Origin of the sequence: Dyadobacter sp. 32, assembly GCF_902506755.1 — a bacterium.
Taxonomy (GTDB): domain Bacteria; phylum Bacteroidota; class Bacteroidia; order Cytophagales; family Spirosomataceae; genus Dyadobacter.
This window is the reverse complement of the sequence record NZ_LR735258.1, coordinates 5,537,511-5,550,149: the sequence shown is the minus strand read 5'-3', so window position 1 is coordinate 5,550,149 and position 12,639 is coordinate 5,537,511. Positions and strand designations below refer to the sequence as shown.

Here is a 12,639-nt window from a genome sequence, read left to right as displayed (position 1 = left end):
AATATGTGCAAAAGTTAACATTCTGAATAAAACAGCGGTCAAAAAGCAATACTTGAGATCTGAGCAAAATACAATAGGATTGAGCCTATGTCGGTAATGAAGCCTGCTGGTCGTGGGGGAGCGCATTTACAATCTGGAATAATGACGGTGGAGAGAGACACAACGCAAAAGACACATTGGGAACAATAAATATTGACAAACAATGACGCCGAAAAAATCTCTTATATGCCCCCGATAAAAATGGTGGCATATAATTTTAACCTGTCAAAGCTTTATATATTTACCAGAATAATAACTCGACATATCCATGCAAATGAAGGGAAGAAGCATATTTACGTATGACGTATATGCTCCCACCATGATTACCACAATGCTTCGTCCCAGACGGCAGGAAGGACAAACCATTATCCTGGAAGCTTTTAACATTCAGCCACCCGTCCCATTTTCTGAATATAGTGACATATACGGTAATCTCTGTCAGCGTGCGATTTTGCCGATAGGACAGGTTACGATCAGTACGGAAGTGCTTGCGCTGGTAAACGCCCAGCATGCCCCGGACCCCTTGCCAGAATTCAATCTGGTGGAGAACGTCCCCGATGCAGCCATGCATTATATTTTACCGAGCAGGTATTGCGAGTCGGACCTGCATGAGATCAATTTACTGGCCATGGAGATAGCAGGAAATATTGCTCCAGGTTATGCGCAGGTTGAAGCGATCAGACTATGGATCTATCAAAATGTAAAGTACCAATATGGCGTTACCGACGCCAGTACTACGGCGCTTGACGTGGCCAGAAACCGAATCGGGGTATGTCGCGACTTCACCCACCTGGCCATTGCTCTCTGCAGAAATTTATGTATTCCTACACGCATGACAGCAGGCTACCTGGATAAACTGAAAGACATGGACCTTCATGCCTGGTTTGAAGTGTACATGGGTGGCGAATGGCATCCCTTTGACGCGGTCCAGGAAAAGACAGAAGGCTATCGAATAGAAATCGCCCATGGCCGGGATGCGGCCGATGTGGCGATGGTAACCCAATATGGGAATGCGATTTTGAAATCGTTACATGTTGAAGTGGAACTGATGGAAAGGGCAATCCCGGATCATGCTGAATAAAAAATTAAGAATGAGAATTATGCCCCTCATTCTTAATTTCCACATTTCGGTGTTTCACTGGATCACTCCCAGTTTTTTCCCCACTTTTGTAAAGGACTCTACGGCTTTTTCGAGATGATGCTGATCGTGACCGGCGGATATCTGAACGCGAATCCTTGCCTTTTCCTTTGGCACAACCGGATAAAAGAACCCGATCACGTAGATACCTTCTTCTAATAATTGAGCTGCAAATTCCTGGGCCAGTTTAGCATCGTAAAGCATGATGGGCACTATGGGATGCTCCCCAGGCAAAATATCAAAACCAGCTGCCGTCATTTCCTTGCGAAAGTATGCAGTATTAGCCTCCAGTTTGTCGCGGAGTGCAGTGGAAGAAGTAAGAATATCCAATACTTTAATAGAAGCCCCGACGATGGAGGGAGCCAGGGTATTGGAAAATAAATACGGACGTGACCGCTGACGAAGTATCTCCACAATTTCCTTTTTTGCCGCTGTGAAACCTCCTGACGCACCCCCAAGGGCCTTTCCATAGGTACCTGTAATGATATCAATACGTCCCATCACACTCCGGAATTCATGGGTACCTCTACCCGTCTTACCAATAAAACCTGTGGCGTGGCATTCGTCGATCATCACCATAGAACCGTACTGATCTGCCAAATCACAAATTTTGTCCAGGCGCGCAATGGTTCCGTCCATAGAAAACACCCCATCTGTAACAATCAGAATGCGCCGGCAGCCCTGCGCGCCTTTGAGCTGTGCTTCCAGATCATCTATATCGTTATGCTTGTAACGAAACCGCTTTGCTTTACAGAGACGGATCCCATCGATAAGAGATGCGTGGTTTAATTCATCAGAGATAATTGCATCCTGCTCGCCCAGCAGGGGCTCAAACAAGCCACCGTTTGCGTCAAAAGCTGCGGCATACAATATACAATCCTCCGTCCCTAGAAACTCCGCCGTTTTTCTTTCCAGCTCTTTATGAATATCCTGTGTGCCACAAATGAACCGAACAGAGGACATGCCAAAACCATGGGACTGAATAGCTTCAATACCCGCAGTGATCACATCGGGGTGAGACGATAATCCCAAATAATTGTTTGCACAAAAATTTAATACTTCCTTACCGTTGTCGGTAGCGATTTGGGCAGCCTGCGGGGTCACAATCACACGTTCCTTTTTATATAGTCCCGCATCTTTTATTTCTTCCAATTCCTTCTGAAGTGCTTCCTGAATTCCGTACATGGTTGTATAGATTTAAATATTTTAAATATGGATCAGATCGTACTGCTTACGTAATGCGACGATCATTTCCTCTGTCATTTTATCCAACGTATACGCAGGCCTCCATCCCCAGTCCTTCCGTGCAAAGGTATCGTCGATGTGTTGAGGCCAGGAATCTGCGATTTGCTGTCGGAAATCAGGCTTGTAACTGATCGCAAAATCAGGAATAAATTTGCGGATACTCGAAGCCAGTTGCTTAGGCGAGAAGCTGAGTCCCGAAAGGTTGTAACTTGTCCGAACACACACTTTATCTTTCGAAGCCTCCATTAAACGAACCGTAGCATCCATGGCATCGCTCATGTAAATCATAGGCAAAGTGGTACCTGCACTTAAGAAGCACTCGAAATGCTCTCCTTTTACGGCTTTATGAAAAATATCAACAGCATAATCGGTGGTACCCCCACCAGGGAGTGATTGATGACTTATAATGCCCGGGTAACGCAGGGATCGGATATCGAGTCCATACCTTTTGAAGTAATAATTGGACCAGTTCTCCCCGGCTGCTTTGCTGATTCCATATACCGTAGACGGGTCCAGAAAAGAATATTGCTCCGCAATGCCATTTGCATGCGCTCCGAACACCGCAATAGAACTAGGATAAAAAATCTTTCTCACCCCATTTTCCCGTGAAGCTTCAAGTACATTGAAGTACGTTTGCATATTGATATCCCATGTTCTGAGCGGATCCTGCTCGCCCTTTGCTGAAAGTATGGCCGCAAGGTGGTAAACCTGGGTAACCTTATGTTTCCTCAACATCTCCGACAGGCGCTTACCATTGGTGGCATCCAGAATTTCAAAATACGGATCTTGTACAACGGGTTGTTTAATATCGCAGGCTATCACCCGGTCATCGCCATAAATACCTCGCAAATACCGGGACAACACAGACCCTATTTGCCCGTTGGAACCGATGATCAATATTCTTTCCGACTTCATAACCTTAAAGTTTTGTTCAGCATAAATCACTTGCAATTTTGCCATTTTCGAGAAAAAATAGAGTACATTTCGAACAAACGGATAAATATTGCTGCACTTCGCTAATTTTAAAGAAAATATTACTTTCGACCCCAATCCTAATTATCACTTTCCAGTAAATATTATTTTCAATGGAACAGTTAGACAAAATTGATACCAAAATCCTGCGCATTCTTCAAAAAGACGCAAAAAAAACGACCAAGGAAATTGCCAATACACTCAATCTAACGATCTCACCTGTGTATGAGCGCATCCGTCGCCTTGAGAGTATGGGATTTATAAAACAATATGTGGCTATCCTGGACAAAAAGCTGATCAACCGTTCGGTGACTACAATATGCCAGGTATCAATGCGGTACCACAACGAAGCCTTTATTGAAAAATTTGAGCAGGAAATTCAGAGCTTACAGGAAGTGCAGGAATGCTATCACATGGCTGGGCAGGTCGATTTCCTTTTAAAAATCAATGTGGGCAGCCTCGACGAATACCACGATTTTGTGAAGTATAAGTTATCCAAAATAGACAACATCGGCGTGTTGAACAGCACCTTCGTTTTGAAGGAGATCAAGCATACTTCAGAATTCTATATTTGAAACCTGATCAGTTACGAATTCCCGGAAAAAACAAAGTAAGCGGCAATGCTTACCGGCTATGAGCGCTGACGCGTCTTTATCATAAATTCCTTTTTCCAACCTGGAATGTGAAGGTTTGCCGCCCTGTCCGCCCATTTCCAGCCATGCCCTGGACTACCACTCTATACGTACCGGTCTGGTCGGAAGTATTAAACTGTATTTGTGCTTTGCCGTTACGATCGGTCGTTACATCGGGCGACCAATGAAGCAGGTTCCTGAAATCCGGCAACCTGCTGGCCAGTTCGGTCTTGGTATCATATTTTGGTTCATAAAATTCTCTGGGCGCCTGAACCCCTTCGTAGGGCATCACAAGCACCTTAGAGCTCAGCTCAAACCCGGCCAGGTCGTTCCGGTAAGTGGAAAAACTCACCACCCCTGTAAATGAAACCGGCCCCAGGAAATAGCGTCCGTTTATTGTTTCCACCTTTTTTATTTTCAGCGGATCAATTTCCATTAATTTGTCAATGTTGAAGATCGGTATGCCATCGAGTAATGTAAGTGGGTCCGTTGTATAATAAGTATTGGGCACCAGCTTATCAATCATCCTGAAATGAAATTCCTTTTGTTTCCGCCGGACCATTACGCCACGCACATACTCTCTCAATACCTCCTCCAGGGTGGGAAAGCGGGTAAAGTCATCCAGAAAATACTTTTCATCCGGTGGACCAAAAAAGGCCGTGGAATCCGTAAGTCCCGATTTTTTTTCCGAGAACGCTTTTGGTAAAAAAGCATTATTAGTCTGCATGTTAATGGCTCTGGTAAGCAACTGGCTTTCTTTCGTCTGGTCAAACGAAAAACTTGCAGGTGACCGCAGCGAAAATTGTCTGGAGAAAGGATTGACCATTTCAAACTTATAAATGCTATCCTGGCTCAAATTGGTCTGGACGGTAATTTCCTTAGGTCCAAAGAAATTTCTCAACTCAAAACGCACCGTACCATCCCGCTCGCTCCGTGTGGCATATAACCGTGCCGGAAAATCCAATGCTGCAAGATAAGATTCTTTATTGGCCGCTGGCGCGCCGGTAAGGGTATTGATTAGTTTACCATATACAAAATGCCCGTCATATTCCACCAGGTTCGGATACGCTTCTGTTTTATTATTAAAAACATCAGTCCATTGAAACCGCCTCCACCCGTGCGTTACCATGAGATTGTCAATATCCGCCCGAACCTCAGGTGTATCTGACTGAAAGTAATATTCCGGCGACTCTACAGTGCCTTTAAGATCTGAGCTTAGCCAAAGGTAACTGCCAATATGCTCAGGATCGTCGCTCCTGATCGAGTCCTCAAGATACACGGCGACGGACAAATTGGCCATGCCTTCGGGTGCCTGGCCATGGGCAGTCGCTAAGTCCAGGGTGATCTTCTCACGGGTTCCAAATGAACTTTTACTCACCTTACCTGCTATTGATAACTTTTTATCAGGCGTTTTGAAATACAATCGTTCACAAAGCGGCTTAAGTTTTTCATTTAAAATGGTGATATGTGAAATCCCTTCACCTAACTTATCTGTGTCTATCAGAAACACAGCCTTATTCTTGTCCACAATCTTTTTATCGGCCTGCAGATTGTTCTGACGCGTGTGAGCTACCATAAAAATCGATCCCGCCGGAGTGGCTGCTGTAGAAGTTACCGTAACTTTAATCAGATGGTCCGTGGAATCTTTTACATGCATCACATAGCCATCCGCTTTGGATGCTGATAGTGGATATTTATACGACTTCCCCATTGAATCACGGATTACTGCGGTATAGGTAGTCCCTTGCCTGGGTGTCAGCATAAAATAACCAATTCCAAACTTACGCGGCTCGAATCTCACAATGGTATCATTATTCTGATCGATAAGCGCACCTTTAAAAACAATTCCTTTCCCACCAGGCGCAACTACCCTAAAGGCTACTTTACTTTCAAGATTATCGACCAGATATCCGCCTTCAGGAAAAAAACCTGCATCATAGACCACGTCCTTCTCTTTGTCCGGATTAGGATCGAACTTCACGAAAGGGTTGATTATATTCACTGTGGATTCGAAGAAATACGCTGCGTCGAAATTCTTCATCCAGTTGGTATAGCATCTCACCTTATAAATTCCGCTGGCAACCGTAGAAGGAATGATCAGCGAGCCATGCCCCTTGCCTTCGAGCAACGAAAACTTTGTCTGGATCACTGCATTATTCTCCTTATCGAGCACCTCCAAATAGGCCACTTTGCTCATACCCAGAAATCGATTAGAGCCTCCTTCCACATTGTAGGCTTTGAACCACATACTTTCGCCCACCAAATAAAGCGGACGATCCAAATGCAGATATATTTTTTCCTGCAACGCCCGCTGGTTGTACATCTGAAAACGTTGCCGGATAGAAGTAATCCATGGATCTTCCTGAGCAAACGTTGCCAGTGGGGACAGAAAACGCAATAGGATGACGAAAAGAAATACCTTATTTTTCACCGTATTGTTCGGTTTTGATTGATAACAATTTCAAATATGATGGCATTACAACAGTGCCTATCTGCAAACAGGCTGCCATATCCAGAATACCATTTCTGGCTGATCTACATTCAAACATTTGGCAGCCCGTTCCTCATCGCGGCCAGAAAGGTGGCCGGGTGGTTGTCCCGCCCTGGGTGCGACAATCTGCGCAGGACGGAGGGACAGCAGCAACATTAAATTCATCTATATAATTGAGCATCAGCTGATTCGACGTAAACACACATTCTATCTCCGGGGACGTGCACATCAAGGGAAGCGTATCCATCACACATGTTTCGTAGCGACCCAACCTTGGCTCCATAAATATCCGCTTCTCCTGCTGCACCGAAGCACTAAAATAACCGAACACAAGTTCTTTCGGATCAGATTTACTTGTAATGTTACCGGTGACCTGAGAGGGCTGCGGATCAAACAAACTACCGGTTCCCTGGGTGGTCTTGGCCAGACTGGTCCAATATTCAAATGCATCCTGCGTGAGTCCGTATTGCTTCACCAGAATACTATATCTCGTCAAAAGTTTGTTGGTGGACACCGGTACGATATTCACAGGCAAATCCCTGATCTCGTCTTTGGAAAGCTTGATTGTGGAGCCCAGAATAATGTTGGCCGACTTACCACTCTTCCAGCACTGGTTGATGTTTTCCCGCCTGAAGAGCAATTCTTTCCCCACCACTTCAAGTCCTGAATAATAGGGTGCAAAATATTCATAAGTATCCTCAAACTGCCAACGGTAGAACCGGGTGCTGTTGGTGGCATCATGGGTATTGACTTTGATAACCATGGCATTGAGAAACTTATCCAGTTGGTAGGTTACACTGTCAATTGGCGGCGTTTTGCTCACCGTTACCATGTCCGATACATACTGCCGCCCGGCTCGGGTGGTGATGTTTAACCGGTATTTCACATTCCGGTCCAATGTACCCGGAACTAAAATATACAGACCATTGCCCTTTTCAACAAATTGATAAACCTGTCCTTTTTCACTCTCTACGGTGAGTTTTGCCCCCAATTCAGATGTGGGAAGCGTATTTTCCTTTACATTCTGTGTCCTTCTGAGTTGAACAATCGTGGTGTCCGCGCTCATATTTAAAAACCCATCTACGACCAGATACTTTTCAACGGAATTAATTTCTGGCGGAGAAAACGGGTCTATGCAGCCGTAAACAAACAAGACTATTGCCAAAACTGTTATACTCCTGATATAGCTCTTCATATTATAACCTTTCAAAATCTGAAGTTGTAGGTGATCGTTGGAATTGGCTGCCCGAATATCGATAACTGATAACCATTAACCTGCCCGTTTTTGGTTTGAAAATAAACCGACGTCGGGTTTTTCCTTCCCAGCAGATTGTACACAGCAAGCGTCCATGAGCTGTGGGCAAGTTTTTTAATTCGGTGATTTCCTTCAATGTTCATTGCAAGATCGGTACGGTAATAATCAGGAATTCTGAACTTGTTCCGATCTGCATAGTAAACCCGCTGGGCACCATCGATAAAGTATTTTCCGATGGGCGGGGTATACGGCCTGCCCGTACTGTACGTAAAATTGAAAGAAAGGCTAAACCGGTGAGAAAAACGGTAATTGGAGATCAGCGTAAAATCATGGGGTTTATCGTAATTACTTGGATAAAAATTACCGCCGTTGGGTGCATCAGGAGATTCTCTGTCCACGGCCCGCAACAGGGTACGGGAATAGGTGTAACCCACCCACCCGTTAAGCTTGCCGGTAATCTTTTTGATCATGAATTCGACCCCATAAGCCTTGGCTTTTGTGTTGAGCACGGCCGCTTCCAGATTGTGATTCATGATCAGCGAATCTCCGCCCTTGTAGTCAAGGAAATTCTGAATGTTTTTATAATATCCTTCCAACGAAACCTCAATCTTGTTACCCCTGAAATTTTTATACAAACCCATCGAAACCTGATCCCCGATCTGAGGTTTGATATAAGAGTCGCTCAACTTCCAAATATCCGTCGGAGATACCGTCATGGTATTTGTAAGCAAATGGATGTATTGACGTAACGTGTTATAGCTCAGCTTTAACGCCAGGTTATCGAAAAGTGTGTACCGCATTGACAACCGATACTCTGGGCCGCCATAGCCTTTTATTTTTTTACCCGCTGCAAAAGTTTCCGTCCCATTCTCATATATTTTTTCGATCGGATAGCCGGCTACGTATTTGTTGATAGTTCGTGGTCCCAGATACTGGTAAAAAGAATAACGCAGACCTGCCGTGATAGAAAGCTTGGGGCTGGCTTCAAACTTGTCCTCGATATACAATGCACTTTCCGTGGCCTGTTCGGTTCCCAGGTTATCCGGGATGATGAGAGACTCTGCACCTCTTGGCGTAAAACTCCCGGGGTGCAGCTTGTAGTAAATGGAGCTCAATCCAAAGTCCAGCGTATGTTTGGGATGCAATACATAATTGAAATCAGCCTTAAAGTTGGATTGATTAATATCAAATTTCAGATCGAATGAATTCAACGGCAAGCCAGCCGCCGCCATCGAATACTGATACTTGCTCTGCGATGCCGTGAACTCTCCAAATAGCCTGCCATTGAAGGTATGCTTCCATTTCAAAGAAGCCAGCTGATTCTGATAAGCATAGGTTGTATCTCCATAAAGCCTGAACTGGTCGTTGCTGGTATAGCCTGTCAGGAGCAGGCTGTTTTTCGAGTTGATTTCGTGGCTTATATGCAGGTTGACATCGTAGAAAGAGGCTGAACTCTTGTTGTATTCAGGGTTATCCAGCGTTTTGATCAGCCAGTTCGAATAGGTTGAACGGCCCCCCAGGATAAATGAAGTTTTATCCTTAATAATGGGTCCCTCCACAGTCAGCCGACCGGTTACAAGCCCTATTCCGCCCGACGCCACAAATTTCTTTTTGTTGCCATCTCTGCCATTGATGTCCAGAACAGAAGCCAGCCTCCCGCCAAATTTGGATGGTATGGTACTTTTATACAACTCCACATCTTTCAGCACATCGGGGTTGAATGCAGAAAAAAAGCCGAATAAGTGTGATGGATTGTATACTACTGCGTCATTGAACTGAATCAGATTCTGATCCGTGGAGCCGCCGCGGACATTCAGGCCGGTACTATTCTCGCCCACCGACTTAATTCCGGGCAATGTAAGCACAGTGCGTAGCAGATCGGTTTCGCCAAAAACAGTAGGAACCTGTTTCAAATCTTTGATAGTCAGCTTCACCTGCCCCATTTGGGTTCCTACCACGTTTTTATCCATTCCAGCCTTTACCGAAACTTCCTTCAAAGCGATTACACTCTCGCGCATTTCCACATCCAGCTTTCCATCTGTATAGAGAATAATCTGCCGCTGCGTTTCCCGCATTCCCTGACTCTTAATTTTGAGAATATGCTTTCCCCGGGGGATGTTTAATGTATACAAGCCCAATGCGTCGGTAGTAACCCCTATTGTCGGATTAGAGATAAATACTGCTGCCCCAATCACAGGCTCGCCGGTTACGGCATTCCGCACATAGCCCGAGAGGTTGGCGTTACCCTTCGCGACCTTGTAACTTCTAACACCAATTTCGTGCAGCTTACTTTCGGCAGAAGACAGCAATTTTTCTTTCGCGTCATTTTCCGGCCCTTCATACACGACCATCTCCTCGCTACCCGAATCAGGATTAAACAACCTCGGCTGCAACTGCGTGATCACTGGCTGTCCTTCGGTGATGTAGATACGCTTTTGAGCGTCTATGGCAAAAGTAAAATCTGATCCTTTGAACACCTGCTCCAGCACAGCACGGACTGGAAGATCCTTTACGTCCAGATCCAGTGCCAGACTGTCAAACCGCACGGCATCGTAATAGAAATAATAGTCCGTCTGAGCTTCCACCTGTTTGACAAAGTCATTAAAGCGACTCGAATCCAGTTTCATTGTGATCAACTTTTCGGGAACATTCTGCCCTGACGATTCGAGATAACAAAACAGTAAAGCAAGAAGAAGGGTTAAGTGTAAAAGTTTTTTCATTTTCTGGCTAGTTGATCATACAACGCAACGACTTTGACTATGGCAAGCTCCCGCTCCTTCCTATAAATGATGTTTTGCTCACGCAGCGATTTTTTGAGTGCCCTTTTGTGCTCCGGGAATAAATTGAGCACAGCCTTTTTGGAGTAAACGGAATGATAGTGTCCGTCTTTAAAAATATAATAAAAGTTCTTCGGCGGGAAAAGTGTGATCACCCGCTTGTCCACTATCTTTTCCTGACGCTGCTTCGTACGGCGAACCAAAAGCCGCGAATTTCCATCATACAACAAATCGTAAAACCCGGTGCGCATCGTTGGTTCAATATCCACTCCCGATATCAACCTCCTGTAACGATGGTTGAGAAGATTGAAATCACGTACTTTGGCGGTCTGCAACAGCAGGTTATCGCCATTAAAATGCTTGATAACCACTTCATCTTTGACCAGATCGTACAACATTTGAATACTATCAAAACGTTGACCATCATAAAACAAACTACCTTTCGTCCATTTTCTGCTCTCAAAAAACTGATGTTCTTCCTGTCTTGAATCGTATACATAATACAGACGGCCGTTGTACAGATTCTGAGAAATAGAAGTAGCCTCTTTATATCTGGCCACAGGCAACCTCGTAAGGTCTTCGGCCAGAAGTGTCGAATCAGCTAACTGTGCGGCCGTATCTGGCAAAGTGGTTATAAAACAAAAAAACAGTACCGTTAAAAATCGCATGTAATAAAAGACCATATTGTGTATCTACGAAATTAAAACCGACGATGTGGCACTTACCTGAAACATCAAAGAAGTTTATTTAAGTTACTTACTTTCAAGTAAAAGTATTTATTTAGAATGACAACATCAGAAGATTTCTCAACGAATGGCTTTAAAATTTATCCATAGTTACCCAATGTTATTGAATCATCATAACTTTGGCGTTGAGATACCAAAACTTGGATAGACTAGTTACTTATTTAGTCGTAAAAAAATTCAAACATCATCTCCGTAAAAAATATAAATTTCACATCATACAATGAAAATATTAATCACCGGAGGAGCTGGATTTGTAGGATCTGCCTTAGCTATATCTCTCAAAACCAATTATCCCAGCTACCAGATCTTCGCACTGGACAACCTTAAACGCCGTGGTTCTGAGCTCAATCTGAGTCGGTTGAAAAAGCATGGAGTGGAGTTTGTACATGGGGATATTCGTAACAAAGAAGATTTCGATTCCATTCCAGCAGTAGACGCGGTGATTGAAGCCTCTGCCGAACCCTCCGTGTTGGCAGGCCTTGACGGCACTCCCGACTACCTCATCAATACCAATCTGGTGGGTACCGTGAACTGCCTGAACTATGCTTTGAAACATAAGGCTGATTTCATCTTCCTGTCTACAAGCCGGGTGTACCCCATCAAGACCATTGAATCTCTCAATTTTGTGGAGGATGAAACCCGTTTCTCTTTGGCCGACGATCAGCAGGTACCTGGCGTTTCCTCCAAAGGTATTGCAGAAGATTTTCCCCTCAACGGCGCCCGGTCACTTTACGGAACCACAAAATTAGCGTCCGAACTGATCATTCAGGAATACAACGAGTTCTATAACCTTCGCACGGTTATCAACAGGTGTGGTGTGATCACCGGCCCCTGGCAAATGGGCAAGGTGGATCAGGGTGTGATGGTTCTCTGGATAGCCAAGCACTATTTCGAACAACAACTGGGTTATTTCGGGTACGGAGGTACAGGCAAGCAAATGAGAGACATGCTTCATGTCGCTGACCTCTACCGGCTGGTGGACTGGCAATTGCATCATATGGATCAAGTGAATGGCGAAATTTTGAATGCCGGTGGCGGACTTCAAAGCAGTGCCTCCCTGCAGGAACTTACAAAAATCTGCCAGGAAGTTACAGGCAAGACTATCCCAATAAAGGTCGTTCCGGAAACAAGGACAGCGGATATCCGCTTGTATCTGACAGATAACACCAAGGTTACAAACCTGACCGGCTGGAAGCCGGAAATTGGAATTCGCCAGATCGTGGAAGAAATTACTGCGTGGCTACAAGAGAATGAAGCCGAACTGGCTCCGATCCTGAAATAAACGAATACCGGCCAAACAGTCGACCGGGCCGCTCCAATGACTCATGATTTGTAGCGGCCATT

Annotated in this window: 9 protein-coding genes; 3 read left to right on the top strand and 6 right to left on the bottom strand. The window is 44.8% G+C overall.

The annotated features are described in order from the left end of the window. The first annotated feature begins 313 nt into the window (after positions 1–313). Positions 314–1,120: a transglutaminase-like domain-containing protein gene (locus tag DYADSP32_RS22745; protein ID WP_414617984.1), complete on the top strand. Its 807-nt coding sequence runs from the start codon at positions 314–316 to the stop codon at positions 1,118–1,120. 54 nt (positions 1,121–1,174) lie between these two features. Here DYADSP32_RS22745 and kbl read toward each other — a convergent pair whose 3' ends face one another. Then, positions 1,175–2,362: a glycine C-acetyltransferase gene (kbl, locus tag DYADSP32_RS22740; protein ID WP_149240617.1), complete on the bottom strand. Its 1,188-nt coding sequence runs from the start codon at positions 2,360–2,362 to the stop codon at positions 1,175–1,177. A gap of 21 nt (positions 2,363–2,383) precedes the next feature. Next, complete coding sequence (locus tag DYADSP32_RS22735) at positions 2,384–3,337, bottom strand: NAD-dependent epimerase/dehydratase family protein (protein ID WP_149244711.1); 954 nt, start codon at positions 3,335–3,337, stop codon at positions 2,384–2,386. Between the two features lie 170 nt (positions 3,338–3,507). Here DYADSP32_RS22735 and DYADSP32_RS22730 point away from each other — a divergent pair, with 170 nt between their 5' ends. Further along, on the top strand, positions 3,508–3,969 hold the full coding sequence (locus DYADSP32_RS22730) for an Lrp/AsnC family transcriptional regulator (protein WP_149240618.1): 462 nt from the start codon (positions 3,508–3,510) through the stop codon (positions 3,967–3,969). A gap of 79 nt (positions 3,970–4,048) precedes the next feature. Here the strand turns inward: DYADSP32_RS22730 and DYADSP32_RS22725 are convergent, their stop codons facing one another. The 4 genes from DYADSP32_RS22725 to DYADSP32_RS22710 all read right to left on the bottom strand — a co-directional run bounded on the left by DYADSP32_RS22725 (position 4,049) and on the right by DYADSP32_RS22710 (position 11,217). Further along, positions 4,049–6,457 (bottom strand): hypothetical protein, encoded by a 2,409-nt coding sequence (locus DYADSP32_RS22725; protein WP_149240619.1) that lies wholly within the window; start codon positions 6,455–6,457, stop codon positions 4,049–4,051. 133 nt (positions 6,458–6,590) lie between these two features. Next, complete coding sequence (locus DYADSP32_RS22720) at positions 6,591–7,712, bottom strand: DUF4249 domain-containing protein (RefSeq protein ID WP_149240620.1); 1,122 nt, start codon at positions 7,710–7,712, stop codon at positions 6,591–6,593. Positions 7,713–7,723: 11 nt separating this feature from the next. Next, positions 7,724–10,492 carry a TonB-dependent receptor gene (locus DYADSP32_RS22715; RefSeq protein ID WP_149240621.1) on the bottom strand — a complete coding sequence of 923 codons (2,769 nt, stop codon included), beginning with the start codon at positions 10,490–10,492 and terminating at the stop codon, positions 7,724–7,726. Then, positions 10,489–11,217, bottom strand: a complete 729-nt coding sequence (locus tag DYADSP32_RS22710) for a hypothetical protein (RefSeq protein ID WP_414617983.1) — start codon at positions 11,215–11,217, stop codon at positions 10,489–10,491. Before DYADSP32_RS22710 ends, DYADSP32_RS22715 begins: the two co-directional genes overlap by 4 nt. 298 nt (positions 11,218–11,515) lie before the next feature. On the opposite strand from DYADSP32_RS22710, the gene DYADSP32_RS22705 reads away from it, so the two are divergent. Next, complete coding sequence (locus DYADSP32_RS22705; RefSeq protein WP_149240622.1) at positions 11,516–12,577, top strand: NAD-dependent epimerase/dehydratase family protein; 1,062 nt, start codon at positions 11,516–11,518, stop codon at positions 12,575–12,577. The last annotated feature ends 62 nt before the right edge of the window (positions 12,578–12,639 follow it).